Origin of the sequence: Priestia sp. TRN 1309 (assembly GCF_050846875.1) — a bacterium.
Classification (GTDB): Bacteria; Bacillota; Bacilli; order Bacillales; family Bacillaceae_H; genus Priestia; species Priestia zanthoxyli.
On the sequence record NZ_JBOZGM010000004.1, the window covers coordinates 115409 to 135493 of the forward strand.

Annotated in this window: 22 protein-coding genes and 1 riboswitch; of the genes, 2 read left to right on the forward strand and 20 right to left on the reverse strand. The window is 39.4% G+C overall.

The features are described 5' to 3' along the window. Window positions 1-77: 77 nt before the first annotated feature. The 13 genes from ACRPLQ_RS16825 to ACRPLQ_RS16885 form a co-directional block, all read right to left on the reverse strand. Window positions 78-647, reverse strand: coding sequence for a cob(I)yrinic acid a,c-diamide adenosyltransferase (locus ACRPLQ_RS16825; protein ID WP_430078540.1), 570 nt, complete (start codon window positions 645-647; stop codon window positions 78-80). After that, complete coding sequence (locus ACRPLQ_RS16830; RefSeq protein ID WP_033578770.1) at window positions 644-1069, reverse strand: bifunctional adenosylcobinamide kinase/adenosylcobinamide-phosphate guanylyltransferase; 426 nt, start codon at window positions 1067-1069, stop codon at window positions 644-646. The genes ACRPLQ_RS16825 and ACRPLQ_RS16830 overlap by 4 nt, the downstream gene beginning before the upstream one ends. Beyond that, entirely contained in the window at window positions 1021-1635 is a 615-nt protein-coding gene (locus ACRPLQ_RS16835; RefSeq protein WP_028413638.1) for a histidine phosphatase family protein, read from the reverse strand. The genes ACRPLQ_RS16830 and ACRPLQ_RS16835 overlap by 49 nt, the downstream gene beginning before the upstream one ends. Next, complete coding sequence (gene cobS, locus ACRPLQ_RS16840) at window positions 1593-2366, reverse strand: adenosylcobinamide-GDP ribazoletransferase (protein ID WP_028413639.1); 774 nt, start codon at window positions 2364-2366, stop codon at window positions 1593-1595. Before cobS ends, ACRPLQ_RS16835 begins: the two co-directional genes overlap by 43 nt. Continuing rightward, window positions 2363-2923 carry a bifunctional adenosylcobinamide kinase/adenosylcobinamide-phosphate guanylyltransferase gene (locus tag ACRPLQ_RS16845; protein ID WP_432236178.1) on the reverse strand — a complete coding sequence of 187 codons (561 nt, stop codon included), beginning with the start codon at window positions 2921-2923 and terminating at the stop codon, window positions 2363-2365. The genes cobS and ACRPLQ_RS16845 overlap by 4 nt, the downstream gene beginning before the upstream one ends. Then, complete coding sequence (cobD, locus tag ACRPLQ_RS16850; protein ID WP_409405124.1) at window positions 2920-3999, reverse strand: threonine-phosphate decarboxylase CobD; 1080 nt, start codon at window positions 3997-3999, stop codon at window positions 2920-2922. Before cobD ends, ACRPLQ_RS16845 begins: the two co-directional genes overlap by 4 nt. Continuing rightward, window positions 3974-4960: an adenosylcobinamide-phosphate synthase CbiB gene (gene cbiB, locus ACRPLQ_RS16855; RefSeq protein ID WP_033578767.1), complete on the reverse strand. Its 987-nt coding sequence runs from the start codon at window positions 4958-4960 to the stop codon at window positions 3974-3976. The genes cobD and cbiB overlap by 26 nt, the downstream gene beginning before the upstream one ends. A 4-nt stretch (window positions 4961-4964) precedes the next feature. Then, window positions 4965-5573 (reverse strand): adenosylcobinamide amidohydrolase, encoded by a 609-nt coding sequence (locus ACRPLQ_RS16860; RefSeq protein WP_432236179.1) that lies wholly within the window; start codon window positions 5571-5573, stop codon window positions 4965-4967. A gap of 88 nt (window positions 5574-5661) precedes the next feature. Beyond that, window positions 5662-6621 (reverse strand): ABC transporter substrate-binding protein, encoded by a 960-nt coding sequence (locus ACRPLQ_RS16865; RefSeq protein WP_182028700.1) that lies wholly within the window; start codon window positions 6619-6621, stop codon window positions 5662-5664. Between the two features lie 259 nt (window positions 6622-6880). Further along, window positions 6881-7013, reverse strand: a riboswitch (cobalamin riboswitch). A 90-nt stretch (window positions 7014-7103) separates the two neighbouring features. After that, window positions 7104-7418 carry a thioredoxin family protein gene (locus ACRPLQ_RS16870; protein WP_013056696.1) on the reverse strand — a complete coding sequence of 105 codons (315 nt, stop codon included), beginning with the start codon at window positions 7416-7418 and terminating at the stop codon, window positions 7104-7106. 188 nt (window positions 7419-7606) lie between these two features. Continuing rightward, window positions 7607-8209, reverse strand: coding sequence for a YpjP family protein (locus ACRPLQ_RS16875; protein WP_028413645.1), 603 nt, complete (start codon window positions 8207-8209; stop codon window positions 7607-7609). A gap of 380 nt (window positions 8210-8589) precedes the next feature. Continuing rightward, window positions 8590-9369: a class I SAM-dependent methyltransferase gene (locus ACRPLQ_RS16880; protein ID WP_182028733.1), complete on the reverse strand. Its 780-nt coding sequence runs from the start codon at window positions 9367-9369 to the stop codon at window positions 8590-8592. Window positions 9370-9503: 134 nt separating this feature from the next. Next, window positions 9504-9941 (reverse strand): BrxA/BrxB family bacilliredoxin, encoded by a 438-nt coding sequence (locus ACRPLQ_RS16885; protein ID WP_432236180.1) that lies wholly within the window; start codon window positions 9939-9941, stop codon window positions 9504-9506. A 241-nt stretch (window positions 9942-10182) separates the two neighbouring features. Between ACRPLQ_RS16885 and ACRPLQ_RS16890 the strand changes: the two genes are divergently transcribed. Then, complete coding sequence (locus tag ACRPLQ_RS16890) at window positions 10183-11067, forward strand: polysaccharide deacetylase family protein (protein WP_028413647.1); 885 nt, start codon at window positions 10183-10185, stop codon at window positions 11065-11067. Between the two features lie 30 nt (window positions 11068-11097). Here the strand turns inward: ACRPLQ_RS16890 and ACRPLQ_RS16895 are convergent, their stop codons facing one another. From ACRPLQ_RS16895 to ACRPLQ_RS16920, 6 genes are all read right to left on the reverse strand, one after another. Then, window positions 11098-12222: a conserved virulence factor C family protein gene (locus ACRPLQ_RS16895; RefSeq protein ID WP_034269350.1), complete on the reverse strand. Its 1125-nt coding sequence runs from the start codon at window positions 12220-12222 to the stop codon at window positions 11098-11100. 63 nt (window positions 12223-12285) lie between these two features. Further along, entirely contained in the window at window positions 12286-14184 is a 1899-nt protein-coding gene (locus ACRPLQ_RS16900) for an ABC-F family ATP-binding cassette domain-containing protein (protein ID WP_034269353.1), read from the reverse strand. Then, window positions 14165-14818 (reverse strand): HD domain-containing protein, encoded by a 654-nt coding sequence (locus ACRPLQ_RS16905; RefSeq protein WP_432236181.1) that lies wholly within the window; start codon window positions 14816-14818, stop codon window positions 14165-14167. Before ACRPLQ_RS16905 ends, ACRPLQ_RS16900 begins: the two co-directional genes overlap by 20 nt. Before the next feature lie 124 nt (window positions 14819-14942). Beyond that, window positions 14943-15419 carry a glutathione peroxidase gene (locus ACRPLQ_RS16910; RefSeq protein ID WP_028413651.1) on the reverse strand — a complete coding sequence of 159 codons (477 nt, stop codon included), beginning with the start codon at window positions 15417-15419 and terminating at the stop codon, window positions 14943-14945. Between the two features lie 61 nt (window positions 15420-15480). After that, window positions 15481-15999, reverse strand: a complete 519-nt coding sequence (locus ACRPLQ_RS16915; RefSeq protein ID WP_033578762.1) for a hypothetical protein — start codon at window positions 15997-15999, stop codon at window positions 15481-15483. Between the two features lie 129 nt (window positions 16000-16128). After that, window positions 16129-17817 (reverse strand): formate--tetrahydrofolate ligase, encoded by a 1689-nt coding sequence (locus tag ACRPLQ_RS16920; RefSeq protein WP_098999868.1) that lies wholly within the window; start codon window positions 17815-17817, stop codon window positions 16129-16131. A gap of 351 nt (window positions 17818-18168) precedes the next feature. Here ACRPLQ_RS16920 and metA point away from each other — a divergent pair, with 351 nt between their 5' ends. Continuing rightward, the gene (gene metA / locus ACRPLQ_RS16925; protein WP_013056685.1) at window positions 18169-19080 is read left to right on the forward strand and encodes a homoserine O-acetyltransferase MetA; all 912 of its coding nucleotides are present in this window, start codon (window positions 18169-18171) and stop codon (window positions 19078-19080) included. A gap of 206 nt (window positions 19081-19286) precedes the next feature. On the opposite strand, the gene ACRPLQ_RS16930 is transcribed toward metA, so the two are convergent. Further along, on the reverse strand, window positions 19287-20012 hold the full coding sequence (locus tag ACRPLQ_RS16930) for a hypothetical protein (RefSeq protein WP_028413655.1): 726 nt from the start codon (window positions 20010-20012) through the stop codon (window positions 19287-19289). Between the last annotated feature and the right edge of the window lie 73 nt (window positions 20013-20085).

A 20085-nucleotide genomic window follows, 5' to 3' on the forward strand; every position in this document is an offset into this window, starting at 1 on the left:
TTTATAGCTTTATTTTGCCTATCGAAATAGCTCAAAAAAAAAAAACGATCGCTTTTAGCTCGACCGTTTTTTATACATTATTTTTTAGGTTGTTTAAATACTTTGGCACTGCGAATATACTCTACGTCTTGTACATTTTCTCGCGCGTTAGCGATTCGAGCCGCAGCAAAGAAATAATCGGATAAACGATTTAAATACTGAAGCACCGCCACATTAATTTTATGCTCACGCTGCACGCCAACAACAAGCCGTTCTGCGCGGCGTGTAATCGTCCGACAAATATGAAGCGTTGTCGCTGCAGGTGTGCCTCCAGGTAAAATAAAACGCTCAATGGCCGGCGCTTCTGACATATAGACATCAATGCGCTTTTCAAGTACTGCTATCATGTCATTCGTTACTTTGTACGGATGATCATCTTTTGCAAATGCTAAATCACTTCCACAGTCAAAAAGCTCATGCTGAATCGTAACTAGCTCTTCTTTTACATCTTTTAATGTTGCTTCATCCAGCTGATAAATCGCTTGACCTACAAAGCCATTTAGCTCATCAATCGTCCCGTATGCTTCCACTCGAATATCATCTTTATTTACTCTTCCTCCAATTAAGCTTGTCTGCCCTTTGTCCCCTGTTTTTGTGTAAATGTTCATTGTATTTCCTCCTTCAATCGATTAGCAATTCCGTACCAAATGTGATCTACTTTCTGGGCATGTGCCGCCAAATGCTGATACGCATACCCGCATTCATCTCTCCACTGCCGCTCTATTGGATCTAAAGGAACAATGCCTTTGCCGACTTCAGTTCCAATCACTATTAACTGTTCCCATACACCGCTGTCTCTCCACTTCTGTATGACCTTTTTAACAACAAGATGCGGAGCCTCCAGCTCGCTATGTATTAATTCCTTAACATAGTGCTCAAATCCTTCTAGCACAATGTAACTTTCTTCAAACTCAATGGCCGGTAAAACGGGGTCTTCATACAAACAATGCCATTTTATCGACTCACTGGCATACTGCTGCTTCACCCATTTTCTTTTGCCGGTAAATGCACCGCCGAATACGAAATGCATGCTCTTCTCTCCTTTGCCTGTTTGTATGTGCACGTTACTGAAAAACCTTCTCCATAAGAAAAAGAAACATCCCAAAGCGACGCTGTCTGTTTAAAATGGGACGCAAGTAAACGCAGTGGTCCGCCGTGTGAAACAATAGCAATGTGACGCAATTGCTGACTAGCCGCCAAATCGACCGCTTCTTCCCAAGCTTCCCAAACTCGGTTTGAAAATCCTGAGAAGCTTTCACCATTCGGAGGCGTATGTTCTGCCCAGTGATCGATCCAATTTCTATATGCCCGTATGTTTTTTAAATCTTCATACGTCTTCTCTTCCCAATCTCCAAAATGCAGCTCACGCCAACTTTCCCTTTTAATCACCTGAGATTTAGGAAAAACAATTGAACTTGTTTCTAGCGCTCTTTTTAAGTCACTGGAAATAACGAGCTCCGGCTCTAGAGAAAGCTCTTTTAATTCATTTTTCCCTTCTATACTTAAAGGCGGATCACTCCACCCTATATATTTTTTTTGTTGATTTTCAAGCGTCATGCCATGGCGAATACATGTGATAACCAAAGAATTATCCATAAAAACGTTTCTCCTCCTTCAATGGTTGCACCTATAACATCTCCTGTTACGCCACCAAACTGCGAACGATAAAACCGTATCCAGAGCCATAAAAAACCGGCAAAGAAAAAGATAATGAATTTATTGTCTATAAAAACAATGAAAATAGCAACTAAGAATAGGCTCATGACGATAAATGCATAAATAGACCATTTGGTGACTCCTTTTTGAAAATAAGCAGCAAGCCCCGTATCTTTAGCGGGCTTATCTCTCATGACTAAGAAAGCGGCTCCGATTCTTGGAAGTGTAAAGACGGTTATACATGCCCAAACCGATAAAGAAGAAAGAGACGTTAATTCATAGATTGCACTAAAGCGCAGCAGAAGCAGAACAATAAGAGAAAGAATAGCAAAAGACCCAACGTGCGGATCGCTTAAAATCTGCAGTTTCTTTTCCTTTGACTGATGGGAAAAATACGCATCACTTACATCCATCCACCCGTCTACATGAAGACCACCCGTTAAAACAAGCGGCAAAAGCAAAACTAAAATACTGCTAACAATAGCAGTGATAGGTGAATAGTGAAGCAGCTGTAAAAAGCTATAAAACATTAAACCTAGTAATATGCCAATCCAAGGCAGGACAAAAAGTGAGCGTGCCGTTCTTTTTTCAGTCCATTGAACGGTTTTAGCCAGTGGTAAGATCGTAAAAAACTGAAGAGAGATTCGTAGTATGGCTATCCATTCTTTCATTTGCTTACACATTCCTTTCCTTTTTTAAAACGGGAAAGTCCCGCTTCTACACAAATAGCCACATCTGCTTTTTCTACAATATACTGATGTAATTTCCCTAACATATGCATATAGCTATATGTCGGCTCCTCTAACACGCCCGCTTCAAACAGTTCATTAGATACTAGCACGACCGTCTGAGACTGCGCAAACAGCTTATCGAGCGCTTCTATCATCTGACGAAAAACCTCTTGTTTACCTTCTTTTGTTTGCCACCTTTTTTCGGTTAAAAAAAGCTCATTGGCAAGCCAGTTTGTGACACAGTCCAAGAGTATAGTATCATCACTTCGAAGGTTTGGAAGAATTTGTTGTAAATCTACAGACTGCTCGATCGTTGCCCAAGGCGTGTTCGCCGCTTGACGTTCTGCTTGATGAAGCTGGATACGTTTTTGCATTTCACTATCTGTTTGCCGGCTTGTGGCAATATAAACAGCGCGCTTTGTATAAAAAGTTTGAACCATGTTCTCCGCTGCACGTGATTTGCCGCTTCGAACCCCTCCGCTAATAAAGATGATCATATTTCATCGAGTCCTTGTTTGATTACGTTAAGTAAATAGTCATTTTCTTCTTTCGTTTTCACAGCCAAACGGATATAGCGTCCATTTAAAAATGGGAAGTTTTCAGTATGCCGAGCTACCACACCGCGGCTTGCTAAATAGATAAGCCAATCGCGCGTTTTAATAGAAGACGGAACGCTGCAAAGATAATAGTTTGTTTGAGACGGAGAAACCAAAAGCCCCCATTCTTCTAGTTGACTCAAGATCCGTTTTCGTTCTTGTTTAATATAATATACGGTTTTTTTCACAAAATCTTTTTCATCTACACATATCATCCCTACTTGCTGCGACAATCCGTTTACACTCCAAGGAGGTTGTTTTTTAGACATCTTGCTAATGATTTTTTCATTTGCCAAAATATAGCCAAGGCGAAGCCCCGCAATATTAAACATCTTTGTCATCGAACGCACAACAATGAGATGTTCATAGTTTAGAATAAGAGAATCAAATGAAGGCTGATGTTCGACAAAATCAATAAATGCTTCATCAATTATTAAGTATGTACCATGATGAGCAGCAGCTTTTACTACTTTCATCCATTCCTGGTGACTATACATAACGCCCGTTGGATTATTTGGGTGACAAATCCATAGTACTTTTATATCCGGAAGAATACTCATAATCAACTCTATATCCCAGCTCCAGCCATTTTCTTCAGCTAAAGGAACGTATGTCACTTCACATCCATACGCTTTACTTGCCTGTTCGTATTCGACAAACGTCGGCTGTACAATCCCCGCTTTCTCTCCTGAAAATAAAGAAGCAATAAGGAAAAACGCTTCAGCGGCCCCATTTGTGGGCAGCACTTGGGCAGCGGAAACATGATGATGAGCTGCAAGTTTATTTTTTAGTTCTGTTACTTCAGGATCAGGGTAACTAAACGCAGCTTCCTTGAATTCGTTCCACTTTTCGTGAAGAACAAGGGGAGCCCCTAAAGGATTTGTGTTTACGCTAAAGTCTTTTAGATGCGACAAATTCTCGGCCCCTATTGCTTTTAAAAAGACATTGGGGTTAGCTCCATGTGTAGGTAATAGCACTAATAACTCCTCCTAACAAAAGATAGAATAACCACGTAGCATAGACCGTCCTTTTCATAATGAAAACAGCTTGTTCAATATGACCGGCTTGCAGGGGAATGAGTGGTTCGCCCATTTTTGCACGATTAGATTCTATGCCTTTATATGTATTAAGCCCGCCGAGTTGAATACCTAAAAGAGCAGCCACTGCACTTTCCCCGTATCCGCTATTTGGACTTGGATGCTTCTTAGCATCGCGCTTAATCAAACTCGTTACATGCCAAAGAGAATATTGGCTTTTCGCTACATTAACAGCGGTCATCACCACTGCAGTTAACCGACTTGGAATATAGTTTAATACGTCATCGGTTTTTGCACTAAAATAGCCGAACAGAAAGTAGCGGTCATTTTTATACCCAACCATTGAATCGCATGTGTTAATAGCTCGGTAAAAAAAGGCTAGGGCTCCTCCTCCTATAAATGCATAAAAAAGCGGAGCTGTAATACCATCACTTGTATTTTCAGCCACGGTCTCTACCGTCGCTCTGGCAATTTCTCCTTCTGATAAACGATCCGTATCTCGTCCCACAATCATGCTTACTTCATATCTAGCTTTCTCCATATCTCCTAGCTGAAGCGGCTTTTGCACCTTATAAGCAGCTTCGCTTAAGGAACGAGTGGATATAGTAGTCGCAATCATTACGCCCTCTACTAAAACACCTAGTATAAAATGAACTCCGTACAAAGCATGAAGGAATAAAAAAGGAATAACTCCTGCGAGCACCACCATACTTATCACAAGAAGCAATCCTTTGAATCGTTTTCCTGCGCCTTTATTTAATCTGGAATCCATCCAATAAATCCACTTGCCAAACCAGCGAACGGGATGCGGCCAATTTTCTGGGTCACCTATGATTCGGTCAATGAGTAGAGCAATCGTCATGGCTGTCAGGTGTGCAATCATCGCTTGTGCAATACTCATTTCTTCACCTCTTTTCCTTAAGTGCCTGCTCTAAGCTTATTTTTACCAGCTTGGCTACCGCTTGACCTAAAGCGGTCATAGAGCCTGCATATTCATATAATGGTCCTTGCTGAGACGCTGCAACTGAGATACTGTCCGTAGATGTTCCCGTAGCAATCGTCTTTGTAGCTGGATCTATGACACCCAGCTGTGACAGCGTTTTTGTTTTGGCTTCTGTAGCGGCAATAAAAAGCTGTAAAAACGCCGCATCCGTTAGCGTGCCTTCCACGAAAAAAAACATATTAATTGTACCGGGAGAGGAATAGAAAGGGACAGCTTCGTCAGCTGTAATATCCACTGCGTTTCCTACTCCAGCCGTTATCACGGAAGCTACTCTTACTCCGTAGCCTTCATAACAGTAAACCGCTCTTTCTTTTAACCAAACCGCTGTCATCAACCCTACGATTTGCTCATGGCGCACATTTTCTTTCATCAAATATTGCTCATACTCTAAAGAAGGAGTATCTGAATAATAGTCTTTATGAACAAATCGATTGTAAAAGGTGTCCGTTTCCGTGATGCCTGTTCCTAAAACGCCTGAGCTGTATGTTTTATAAGAAGTCTCGGTTTTCATGATTAAAAGCTCAGGCCGTTCTTCAATTTTAAGATGTGAAAAGGGACCAATCCCCTTTTCGATTCGAACTGGAATATGGTCCCTCTTTTTATTTATTGTACACCTCAGGGTATACTGCTTTTGCTAAGTCCTCTAAGCCATCTACAATACGAGGTCCTAAGCGGTTGATTTTGTTTTGATCAACCTTTTCAATATTCCCCTCTTTTACAGCAGTCATGCTGCTCCAAGCGGGACGCTTCATAATCTCATTTTTGTCTGCATCATACGTTGCGACAATAACGTCAGGGTTTAACTTAACAACTTGCTCTTCAGAAAACTTAACCCAACCCTTTTCACTAGCCGCTACGTTATCAGCACCGATCATAGTAAGCATTTCGTTCATGAACGTACCTTTTCCTGTTGTATAAATCTCAGGAGCTCCCGATACCTCTATCCATACTTTTTTACGATCTTCTTTTGAAATCGTTTTTGCTTTTTTCTCAATTGAAGCTACTTTTTCTTTCATGTCTTTAATTGTTTGATTAGCTTCTTTTGTTTTACCCGTTAATTTACCAATTTGCGTAATAGAATCATAAACCGTATCAAACGTTGTTGAATCTTTTACAACAAATACCGGAATACCCGCACTTTCAATTTGTTTAAATACTTCATCTGAAACGCCCATACTTGAAGCGTGTGCCAGCACTAAATCAGGATTTAAAGCAATAACTTTTTCTGCATTAACGTTCATATCTCCCACCTGCGCTTTTTTCTTTACGCTTTTAGGATAATCATCGTTGCTTGTGACACCGACTAATTCTTTTTCAAGGCCAAGGGCATATACAATCTCCGTATTACTTGGCATTAATGAAACAATTTTCTTAGGCTGTTTTTTCAACGTAATTTCTTTATCACGCGCGTCTTTTACCTTCACTGGAAACGCAGCTTGTGACGTTTGTTCTGTATCTTGCTTCGTTTTTTTATCACTGTTGCTTTGGCTGCCTGCACCGCATGCAGCAAGTACGATGACTAACAGCGCAATAATGGAATACGAAAGCCATTTTTTCATCTAAATACTCCCCCTATATATTGTTCATTGTGAATACGAAACCTCCACGTTAAAGAAAAAGCAAATGATCATGCAAAAAGCAGCGCTATCCCGTTTTTTCCGCTTTGACTATGTATACTGCTCGGCAGCAGCTTCAAAATAAAAAAGCTTTACTTTCAATTGAAAGCAAAGCAGGTAACGTCAAGATAAGCAGGAAAAGAATCCGTTCACTATACTTGATATGTATGTTCATTACCCTGCTTCACCCTTCCTCGAAGGTTTCACAGCTAACAATAAGGCAGGTCTCCTGACTTACGCACAAAGCGCTTACAGTGGCGGGACCGCGCTGGTTTTTCACCAGACTTCCCTTTTCACTCAATCTTTAAATTGAGACCTTATTGCTTTACGATTATTCACTTGTCCTAGTATACCCCACTCATCGAAAAATGGAAATAGCCATTCTCACAAAAAAAGCTGCGAGAATGCTCTCGCAGCTTAGGGAATTAAAGAGTTGCTAAAAATTCACGGACCGCTTCAGGCGTTTTAGCATTTGCACTGTGCAGGTGCGCAATTTTTTCACCGTTTTTATATACAAGAAGAGAAGGAATACCCATTACATTGTTTTCAGCAGAAAGTTCTTCAAACTCATCCTTGTCAATTTTAAACCATGCTTTATCTGTATTTTCGTCAACGATTTCATCAATAAACATATCCAAACGTTTGCAATCAGGACACCACGTTGTCGTAAAAATCCCAACGCTTAGTGTTTCATTCTTAATTTGTTCGCGAAATTGTTTTTCTTCCGTAAATTGTTTCATTGTGTTACCTCCAGCGTCTATTCGTTCCTTCCTACAATTCTATAGTAAGAAGTCTGACTTCATTATAAACGATTTTTTTATCGTTGTGCTAATGTTTCAGCTTATTTAGACCATAACGGTTTTAGACGTAAAAAAATGCTAGCTTAAAAAAGCTAACATTTCGAAATTGTAGAATGTTGTGTCTATTATCAGCTGAACCACTTAGGCGGCATGTTTCGGTTCCAATAAATTTTCCCTAAATCATAATGCTTTTGAAAATTATCTGCGGCCGCATGATAGTGAAAATTAAACCAGTATCCATCTTTTGGAGGATTTTCACGCCGTACATGAAACCGTATTAAGTCCTGACCGGTTTCCCGGTCATATACATGGAAAATCTTTTCACCGTAGCCAGCAGCAGGGTGCTCGCTTATCTCGAGATTCTGAATTGACTGTTCACGTTCAGTGCCAATGTCGGTCAGCACTTCTTCAATTTTAGGTAACACTGCTTGACGAAATTCATCTTCAATGACAGGACCAATTTTTGTTCCGAATTTTTCCACTGACTGTTTTTCAGCTGATTCCATTGCATACGTAACAAATGATGAAACGTCTTCATATTTTGGTTCTTCATATGGCAAATGAATATCTTCTATAACAGCTGTGACAGGAGTTGTTTCTCTTACATACCCTGCTTTATGTTGCTTGTCCGCTTTTGCATCATCAACGTATAAATATTCTGGTGGAGTGACAAGCCCAAATGTAAATACTGTAATAAATACAATTAGCATTCTTTTTATCCATCTAGGCATTCGTATCTTTCCTTTCTCATCTTTCCCCATATGGTCTTTTCATATTGTAAAATTCATTATCATAACTCACTAGGTATTGTAACATACTTATTAATTTTTTACCTATATTTGCTTATTCATTTATTCTGTCTACGGGCATTTGACGACTTTTCAGTTACCACCTTCCTTCTTCTGTTTGAGGTTGTCACACCGAGCGGAAACCTATACAAGATATTCCTTTTTTGCTGGATGCTCAAACACAAAAGTATTTTTATGTTCAAAAATATATCATACTTTTATGAACTTTAGATGAAATTCATAAAAAAAACTTCCAAAACTTTTTAATTCCTAAAAGGTTTTGGAAGTCTTTTCAATGAGCGTAATTAATTTTACTTTTTTGGTTATTTTTGTATATCAATTGTCCCGTAATGAAATTTTGATGTTTTTCGTTTTTGCACAGTAAATCCATGCTCTTTAAAACGACTGCTTTTCCAATGATCTTTTAGCACGACCTTTTGTTTGGCTACTCTTTTTGCTTCTTGTATAGCCATTGGCGTCAGCGTGGTATACAGTGCTATTGCTTTAATACCGTTAATTCCATTCGATTCCTCAATTTGTTCTTGAAACATAGGATCAAAGTAGACAACATCAAAAGAATTATCTTCACAACACGCCAAAAACGATTCAAAATTTTGATGAACCACGTTTATACGCTTCATTGCATCATTCAACTCTTGTACGTCACTTTCCCAATTTAAAAGTCCTTGTTTGACTAAATAAGCTACATAGCGGTTGCCTTCTAGTCCGACAACTTTCCCACTTTTCCCTACCGCTGCGCTCGCCATCATACTATCCGATGCAAGACCAAGTGTACAGTCAAGCACGCTCATTCCTTTTTCTAAACCAGCAGCTTCAATAAACGGATCACGTTCTCCCCGCAGCCATCTCTTCACTCTAAACATAGCGGAGTTTGGATGAAAAAAAATAGGTTCCTCTTCATTTTGGACGTGCAACTCTACTCTATTTTTACCGACAACCAGCACGTCTGCAGCTTCAAGATTTTGAAGATCTGCAACAGATTTCTTCTCTCTTGTTACAAAAGGTATACTTAAATCAGCGGCTACTTGTTTGGCTTTTACAATCATCTGTTCATTTGTTCGACCAGCAGTCGTAACAATCACTTTCATAACTCCCCCTACACTGTTTGGCTATTTACATAAAGAAAAAGGATGCCGATAGACATCCTTTTTCTTATAAAGTATATGCGATTTTTCTCTAAAAATCTATATACTAGATGTGACAAAAGCAGGACATTTTATGAACAGTGCTGCTTAAAGCCATTTAAAATGTTTTCAAAAATAACTTCTAACGGCTGACCTTCAATTTCATGTCGAGGAATAAAATGAACAACTTCTTTTCCTTTTAAAAGTGCCATAGACGGTGATGAAGGCTCAATGTCCCCAAAATATTCACGCATTTTAGCTGTTGCTTCCTTATCTTGACCGGCAAAAACAGTTACCACTTGATCTGGTTTTTGCTCAGACTGTAAGTACGCTTGCGTTGCTGCAGGACGTGCTAAACCAGCAGCGCATCCACAAACTGAATTAACGACAACAAAAGTTGTTCCTTCTACGTTTTCCATAAAATCAACTATGGCTTCCTCTGTTGTTAATTCTTCATAACCAGCTTGAGTTAATTCTTGACGCATTGGTTTAACTAACTGACGCATATATTCTTCATATGCCATTGACATATTAACATTCCTCCTAACAATCATTCACGCTAAAAGCATACTATAAAAACCAGGAAAAATCTAGCTACTCACTCTTCAAATCCTTATCGCTGTCTCGTTCTCCTTTTTCATTTGACAAAAAAAGATTAAAACCGGGTCATATCATCTAATTTTTTTCCATAAAAATGTCGATTTTTACTATTAATATTCCATTTTTTGTACTATAGTAGTAAATAGTAGTTTAGTAGAAAGGATTTTCAAATTGAACCAGCGATTTAAACCGAACAAACGATTTAAGCCAAACAAACGATTTTATGCATTTTTGTCTTTAGTGTTAGTGATCGTCGCTTCTTTATTTTTTATTACAGAAGCCAAAGGAAGTGAATCCGCTGCATCTCAGCAAGTCTTAGCATCTACTGCATTGCCGCTGAAAGAAGCTGCATCTTCAGCACAGCCTGAGAAGCTGCTTAATACACTTCACCATAATATGTATGTAGGAAATACCGTGAACGATCAAAATCAAGCTCTTACACAGCCTGTTTACCTTACGTTTGACGATGGTCCAACGCCTGATACCCTTCACATTTTAGATGCTTTGCGTCAATATAACGTAAAAGCAACTTTCTTTATGTTAAAGTATCAAATTGACGCTCACCCTGAAATTGCTAAAAAAGTAGCACAGGAAGGACATGCCATCGGCTGTCACGGCGTCTCTCATGATATTCATGTCATGTATAGTGAAGACGGCGCCGCGTTAAAAGAAATGCAGGAGTGTCAAGCGACAGTTAAGAAAGTAACCGGTGTTGACAGTAAGTTAATCCGCGTTCCTTACGGCAGCGTTCCTTATTTAAAAGAGCCGCACCGTACAGAGTTGCTAAGCCACTTTAAATTATGGGACTGGAATGTAGACAGTGAAGACTGGGCACTTCGTTCTGCACCTAGAATTATTCAGGGCCTTGAACCTCATATTCAAGGGGTTAACTCCAACGGAAGAACACCCGTCATTTTATTTCATGACAAATCCTTTACGGCACAGTCTCTGCCGACTATTTTGACTTACTTAAAACAGTCCGGTTATCAGCCTATTAAAATTGATAACACGATGCAGCCTATGCAGTTTCCAACTCCCGCTGCAAAACAGTCATAAAAAAAGATCATTCAAGTGAATGATCTTTTTTTATGCTTTTCTGCTTTCCGTCATTTGTTTCCAAACAGAACCCTTTGCTTCTTCTCCGCCTTCGATACGTTCAATCGCTAGCTTGATTTGTAAATCTACCTCAAATTCTTTGTCATTCTCTGCTGCTTTTAATGCAGGAAGAGCCGTCTCATCCCCTACCTCGTATAAATACATCGCTGCACGCCAGCGCACAAGCTTGTTTTTATCACCAAGGGCTTCACACATTGCCGGAATACCTTCTTCAAAACCTAAATCCGACATGCAGTCTCCAGCAGTACGGCGCACAGTGACTGATTTATCTTTTAATGCTTTGTATAAATAAGGCAGTACCGCTTTTGATTCAATCATTCCTAAGTAGACCGTAGCTAAGCGGCGAATAGATGCTTTTTCATCATCAAGCGCTTTATTTAAAACGTCTAAATCAGCTTCTGTTGGATCCATTTGTTCTAAATGGGCATAGCGCACTGACCAATCGTTGTCTTCTAGCATCTCTTCTGTAACTTTATAGGTTTTACGCGGCTGTACCGTTTTTCCGCCTTCTTTTTCTTCTTGTGCATTGGCTACAAGGCGAGTTAATCTTTCTTGCGGATATGCTGCTGCTAATTCTTCCACTACTTCGTCTCCGATAGCCGCTAACTCTCCGTAACGAACGCCTTGTTCTTTCCATTTCCGTTCTAACACTACATTATCTGAAAAGCTTTGAAGCTCTGCTACCGCTTTTGCGAATCGTTCAGGCAGACCAAATCGCTTTTCTTCATTTCCATCCGTTAGCTTAACTTGCATTGGTACGTTTTTGAACATTTGAACGGACACATTGACCTCACCAAAATGCTCATTCATTTTGTGCTGTTCGCTGCTGCTTTGCAAATCTTCACCAAACGCTGCACGAACTTGCGGCAAAATTTGCTTCCAGTCATATTTAGCATTTCGCTCTACTGCTAAGAAGTCCGCTACGTGATAGACTCCTTTTACCCCTTCTACTTTCAAGATGTCTTGAACAACTTCAGGCGCTGCTTCAGCATTTTTTTCCGTATAGTTATTGCTTTTCCCGCCTGATAGCACTTCGTCTAAATTAATTTTCATTGTATTCGGACTTGGCGTTGGCTCAATTGATTTAATGTTCATATCGTATCGTACTCCTCTCATTAAAATTGTAGCATGTGGCTTATACTCAGTCTAACGACTTGTTTACGCGTTTTCAATTTCTTCAATTAGCTCTGAAAGCTCTGCCCAGCGATCAAGCAGTGCATTTAATTCTTCATTTGCTTTTTCTTGTTCTAACGATAGGTTATGCGCTTTTGTATAATCGCTGCCCACCTGTTCAATTTCACTTGTTAAGCGTTCAATTTCTTCTTCTTTTGCTGCAATATGATCTTCGATTTCTTCCCATTCTTTTTGTTCTTTATACGTTAAGCGACGCTTTTTCGTTTTCTCCGGCTGTTTTGGCTTTTCTTCTTTCACTTTAGCCTGCTGAACCATTGCCTGCTTCTTTTTCACCGCTTCTTCTAATTGATCTGTATAAGCGCCAAAATAAGTCGAAATGTTTCCTTCTCCTTCAAAGACAAGTAAGTAATCTGCTACTTTATCTAAGAAATAACGATCATGCGATACCGTGATAACAACACCTGGAAATTCTTCGAGGTAGTCTTCAAGCACCGTTAGCGTTTGAGTATCCAAATCATTAGTCGGCTCATCTAGCAGTAAAACATTTGGGGATGTCATCAACAATTTCAATAAATATAAACGACGGCGCTCTCCTCCGGACAACTTTTGAATCGGTGTTCCGTGCGTATGTGAAGGAAATAGAAATCTCTCAAGCATTTGCGATGCAGAGATCATTTTCCCATCCGTCGTATGAACAACTTCTGCCGATTCTTTAATATAATCAAGCATGCGTTGATTCAAGTCCATATCATCGCTTTCTTGAGTATAGTAAGCAATTTTAACCGTTTGTCCTCTGTCAATTTCACCGCTGTCCGGCTCAATGCGTCCTGCAATCATATTCAGCAGGGTAGACTTTCCGCTTCCATTTTTTCCGACAATTCCAATTCGGTCTTGTTTTTTCACGATGTGCGTAAAGTCTGAAAGAATGATTTTATTTTCATACGTCTTAGACACATCTTTTAATTCAAACACTTTTTTCCCAAGGCGGCTGCCTGCTAAACTTAAATCCAATGATTCTTTTTCAGAAGAATCGAGTTTTCCCTCTAATTCATCAAATCGCTGAATACGCGCTTTTTGTTTAGTCGTACGCGCTTTTGCTCCTCGGCGAATCCAAGCCAATTCATTGCGATATAAGTTGCTTAATTTTGCTTGAGTTGCTTTTTCCTGCTCTTCTCGAATCGCTTTTCCTTCTAGAAAAGCAGCATAGTTTCCTTTATAGCTATATAAATTTCCACCGTCTAATTCAAAAATTCGGTTTGTAACAGCATCCAAGAAATAGCGATCATGAGTAACAAGCAATACGGCTCCTTGATATTTGGATAAATATTCTTCGAGCCATTTAACCGTCTCATAATCCAAGTGGTTAGTCGGCTCATCTAAAATTAATAAATCAGGTGTTTGAATTAGGCTTTGGGCAATTGACACGCGCTTTTTCTGTCCACCTGAAAGTTCGCCGATTTTTGCACTCATATTTGAAATTCCCAGCTTCGTTAAGATCGACTGTGCGTTAGAATTGGCTTCCCACGCGTTCATCGCATCCATTTTCTGCTGTAAATCATACAGTGTCTGCTGGTTCTTCTCGTTTGCAGAATCTTGCTCTAACGCATATAGAGCTAGCTCATAGTTTTTTAATAAATTAAGAAGGGGCGTATCTCCGCTGAAAACTTGCTCTAAAACCGTTAAGTCTTCATCAAAATCCGGATGCTGAGGTAAATATGTCACGCTGTAGTCTTTAGCATGAACAATATCCCCTTCATCTCCCAGCTCTAGACCTGCGATAATTTTAAGAAGCGTCGATTTTCCTGTTCCGTTTACACCAATTAAGCCGATTCGCTCATTTTCCGTAATTGTAAACGTTAGCTGATGAAACAGCTCTTTTTCTCCATATGTTTTTGTTAAGTTTTCAACAGTCAGCATTTTCATAATGATAATTCCACTCTTTCTTAAATTGAACTAAAAATTCTTTCATATATGTATGTCGCTCTTGCGCTAGAGACCGTGCTGTTTGAGTATTCATTAACGCAGTCAGCTTTAACAACTTTTCATAAAAATGAGCAATAGCCGTTGATTTTCCGTGTCTGTATTCTTCCTCTGTCATCTCACTTCGTACAGCAATGTTTTCGTCATACAGAGCCGTGCCTTTAGAACCTGCATACACAAACGTACGTGCGATACCAATCGCACCAATTGCATCTAAGCGATCTGCATCTTGAACAACTTGACCTTCAAGCGTGGCCATAGCCGGACGGTTTCCGCCTTTAAATGACATCGTTTGTAAAATATGAACGATATGCTTGCAGTTCTCTTCTTCTACGCGCTGACTCTTCAGCCACTCCCGCACTTCTTCATACGCTTTTTCAACATCTTCCACTAGCTTATCATCTACCACATCGTGTAAAAGCGCGGCTAGTTCAATAACTTCCCGGTTGCCGCCTTCTTTTTTATATAAAAGCACTGCATTTCGACGCACGCGATCGATATGCTGCCAGTCATGTCCCGTCGTGTCATGCGCAAGCTTTGCTTGAACCCACTTTTCCGTCTTTTCTATTTTGTTCATTTGCTCACCTCAATTATATCCACCATTATTTTAGCACAAAGTAAGGCGCTCGTCTCACTGACAGCTGAGCACCCTTTGAAAACCCTGGCTGAAAAATAAAAAACAGATGGAGACCCACCTGCTTTTACAGCAATTCTTTTATATCTTTTTGAATATCTTTTGGTGCAGTTTGAGGTGCGTATCGCTTCACGACTTCACCTTGACGATTCACTAAAAACTTTGTGAAATTCCACTTTATCGCTTTAGAACCTAGCAGGCCAGGTGCTTGTTCTGTTAAGTATGCAAATAACGGATGTGCATGCTCACCTTTTACATCTACTTTTGCAAACATTGGAAACGAAACGCCGTAGTTTAACTCGCAAAATTGTTCAATATCATTTGAACTTCCTGGCTCTTGACCACCAAATTGATTGCAAGGAAAACCTAGAACCGTTAGACCGTTTTCTTTTTCTTCTTCATACAGCGCCTGTAAATCTTTATATTGAGGGGTGAAGCCGCATTTGCTAGCTGTATTCACAATCAACAGTACGTCACCTTGATAGTTAGATAGTGATACGTCTTCGTCTTTAATTGTTTTTGCAGAGTATTCATACACGCTCATTAAAACGCCTCCTTTTCCCTATTGTAATTCACTTTATTTCTAGAGTACAACTGAAACGCTCTTACGATTTGTCGTAAAGAACCTTTAGCTGATCAGTCGTTTGCAGCATATAATCAATCATTTCGATTAAATCTCCTACTTGATCTTCGTAAATGAATCGGTTAAAGGTTACCGCAATATTGTTTTCATATTCGTTTCCTCCAACTTCATGAGTAATACGCTGCTTAACCACTCTTGTTGTTCCCCAGATCCTTTCACACATTTCCTGTATGTTTCTAAACTCAGCTTCTTCAAACGGTTTTTGTTTTTTCAGCTGAAAATGAATATAAACTGTACAACCTGGTTTTTCTACACGGGAAGGCGTTAATTCCGCATGAATATTATCCAAGTCGGTTGATAAAGTTAGCGACGCGGTACAGCAAAAATGCTGTTGAAAAGAAATGCGGTACGTTCGAGTAAACTGAGCTAAGTCTACAAAATCTTCGCGATTCGTAACAGATACTTGTCCAGATAAGTCAAGATCATAGATCTCTCCTTCTACAACTACTTTTAAATTATCAAATACAATTGGATCAAACATTTCAACTACTTCCTTTTTTATAAAATACGAACAGTCAACTCTTCTTCTTTCTTGCCAAATTAATTCATAACATACCTGTTATTTTGTTTTATCTCATAAGAAAAGCGATGCCAAGGCATCGCTTTTCTCTTAAAAAATACCTAGTGCATGTCCATTCTCGTCAATATCCATATTGAGCGCAGCAGGTTTTTTTGGAAGTCCAGGCATTGTCATAATTGAACCTGTTAGCGCCACGAGAAAACCAGCGCCGAGCGAAGGACGGAATTCCCTCACTGTAATCTTAAAATCAGTTGGTCGCCCCAGCTTCGTCTGATCATCACTTAACGAATACTGCGTTTTGGCCATACAGATCGGCAGGTGATCCCATCCGTTTGCTTCAAATTGCTGTATTTGCTTTAACGCTTTTGGAGCAAAATCTACGCCTTGTGCTCCGTATACGGTTTTAGCAATAGCTTCTACTTTTTCTGGAATCGAAGCTGACACATCGTAAAGAGGAGAAAACTGACTTTCCGTCTCGTTCATGACTTCAAGAATTTTTTCAGCAAGCATGACGCCGCCTTCTCCACCTTTTTCCCATACTTCTGTTAAAGCAACTGGAACATTCTTTGAAGCACACCAATTCATAAGCGCTTCTACTTCACCTTTTGAATCTGTTACAAAACGGTTCACGGCTACAACATAAGGAACGCCGAATGCCTGAATCGTTTCAATATGTTTTTCAAGATTTTCAATTCCTGCTTCTAAAGCCTCAATGTTTTCTTCATTTAAACGCTCTTTAGGAACACCCCCATGCATTTTCAGAGCGCGAATTGTCGCAACGATTACCACCGTTTCTGGTTTAATATCTGCCATACGAGCTTTAATATTTAGGAATTTTTCTGCGCCTAAATCTGCTCCAAATCCCGCTTCTGTTACTACGTAGTCGCCTAGTTTTGCAGCCATTTTTGTTGCAATGACGCTATTGCAGCCGTGGGCAATATTAGCAAAAGGACCTCCGTGAATGAGGGCTGGAGTATGTTCCAATGTCTGTACAAGGTTGGGCTTAATCGCGTCTTTTAAAAGAAGAGTAAGCGCTCCTTGTGCACCTAAGTCCGCAACCGTTACAGGCTCATTATCCATGTTGTAAGCTACAACAATAGACGCTAAGCGACGCTTTAAGTCTTGTAAATCTGACGCTAAGCAGAAAATAGCCATAATTTCTGATGCAACGGTAATATCAAAACCATCTTCTCGAGGAACACCTTGCATCGGACCACCTAATCCAACGACAACCTGACGCAGCGCGCGGTCGTTTAAATCAACCACTCGTTTCCACGTAATTTTACGTGTATCAATGCGCAGTTCATTGCCTTGATGTATATGGTTATCCAAAATAGCGGCCAGCGCGTTGTTAGCTGTTGTAATGGCATGCAGGTCTCCAGTAAAGTGCAAGTTAATATCCTCCATTGGAAGCACTTGAGCATAACCGCCTCCAGCGGCACCTCCTTTAATTCCCATTACCGGACCAAGAGATGGTTCACGCATGGCTACAATTGCTTTTTTACCTAATCTATGTAATGCCTGAGCTAAGCCAACCGTCACTGTCGACTTACCTTCTCCTGCTGGAGTTGGATTAATAGCTGTAACTAAAATCACTTTTCCATCTTGTTTTGTGTGTAAACGTTCCATAACGGATAAAGAAAGCTTGGCTTTATAATGTCCATACGGCTCTAACTCGGCCTCTAAAATATCTAGCTGCTCGGCAATCTCTTTAATCGGTTTAATCGTTGCCTCTTGTGCAATTTGCAAATCACTTTTTATTTGCTTCTTAGTTGTCATATAAAAACCCCTTTTCTGCTGAGAATTCTTTTTAAACACTTCATCAAAAAAGGATAAAATCCGTTTTCTGGGGGAGATATGAAGTTTAATAAATACAGGAACAACTGCTCTATAAATTTTACTGAGTTTCAGTCATGCTAAAAAAGCATAGCAACGCTCCAATTTAACCTTATTGTACCATTTCATTTTAGCCATTACGCATATTAATGCTCTTTTTTTTCAAAATTCAATTGCTTAATATTCTGTATATTCCTATAATAGTATATTGTACATAAATGTTGAACCTCATCTTCACGTGAGAAAGAACATTTATACGCGTCATTACTTCGAAATCGAATAGGAGGAATTTTATTGCCTATTAATATTCCACGTGATCTTCCGGCAAAAGAAATTTTAGAAAAAGAGAGAATTTTCATCATGGACGACGTGCGCGCTGTTAACCAAGAAATTCGCCCGCTTAATATTGTTATCCTAAACTTAATGCCGGAAAAAGAAAAAGCTGAAACGCAATTATTACGTTTACTCGGGAACTCACCGCTGCAAGTGCATATTACACTTCTTTACACGGCAAGCCATAAAGCAAAAACAACGAGTAAAAATCACCTAGATCAGTTTTATAAAACGTTTGAACAAATTAAAGAACGAAAATATGACGGAATGATTATTACAGGAGCACCTGTAGAACATATACCATTTGAAGAAGTAAACTACTGGAAAGAACTTCAAGAAATTATGGATTGGTGTAAAACAAATGTGACTTCTACCCTTCATATCTGTTGGGGAGCTCAAGCCGGACTTTATCATCACTTTGGGATTGACAAGCGACCTCTTTCTGATAAATGCACGGGTGTATTTACACATGTTGTATCGAGTGAAGAGCCCATTAAGCTGCTGCGAGGATTTGATGATGTCTTTTATTCTCCTCATTCGCGTCACACTGATGTAGACATGAATGAAGTGAAAAATCATCCTGACCTTGAGCTTCTTTCCTACTCTGAAGAAGCTGGTGTTTATATGGCGATGTCTAAAGACGAAAAGTTTGTTTTCGTGACAGGCCACCCAGAGTACGACGTTCAAACACTGCAAGAAGAATTTCTTCGAGATACAGAAAAAGGACTAGAACCAAAGCTTCCGGAGCACTATTTCCCAAACAATGATCCTGACAAAAACCCTTTAAAAACATGGCGTTCTCATGCCAACCTGCTGTTTATGAATTGGTTAAACTATTATGTTTACCAAGAGACTCCATATCTGTGGGAATGAAAGAACCGATCTATCCCAGTGTTCAATTAAATTACGCATGCTCTTTTTCATGTTGAAACTGCAGCGGCCTAGAAATAAATTAGAAAACCTGCCGCCCGTTTAGAGCGCAGGTTTTCTTTCTTTTTTATTTCCTAATTAAAGCTTTTTTTTCAGAAATCCAGCTTCGACAACAATGATTTGAGAACCCAAAGTTTTTACTCTCTTCCTCATCCTTCTTCATCCTCGTCTAGCTTTGTTTCATCCATTTCCTTCTTTTGTTCTTCTATCATTGTGTCCAGCCATTCAGGCGGCTTTTCACCTTGGTTTTCATTGTATACTTCTGAAGCATCTTTTTCCTCTAAAGAGGATAAGATGTCATGTATATCATTTTGATTGCCCAAAATATTGCCAAATCCCTGACTCACTTTTTTATGACTTCTAAAATTTGTCGGAAAGTTATTACCAAAGTTTACAGCTGAAGCATCTTCGATTGTACCAATATGAATGTCACCTATGCTAAAGATTGATTCTAGAGCCTGATTAGACTCCCTCATTTTTTCTGTATGGATTAGTTTGTAAGGGACACTTCTTTCATTAATTTTAACTGATATTTCAGAAGGACCCTTTTCTTTATTTTTTGCTTTATTATTCTGACTACCCGATTTCCGATTAACATCAGAGTCATTTGTTGTTTTTTTACCTTTCTTTCTCGGCGCTTGATATTGATTCGTTTGCGCAGGAAAAGTATTACCAATATTCAACGTTCCACTAAGTTCCTTTACATCAATATGTTCTAAATAATAAGACAGTTCGTCCAAGTTCAGTGTTTCAACGTTCTTTATATCTAAATGAAAAGATTGGACCTTTTCTTTTGAAAGTTCATTTACGTGTTTTTCTAAGCTTGCGAGCCTTTTTTCAATGTTTTTGAGTATATTCAACACCTTTTCATCCATAGAGTTTGACCCCTCATTTGTTTTAACACTTTTAGCCCATTTACAACATATAGTAGTGTATTAGATAACTTTA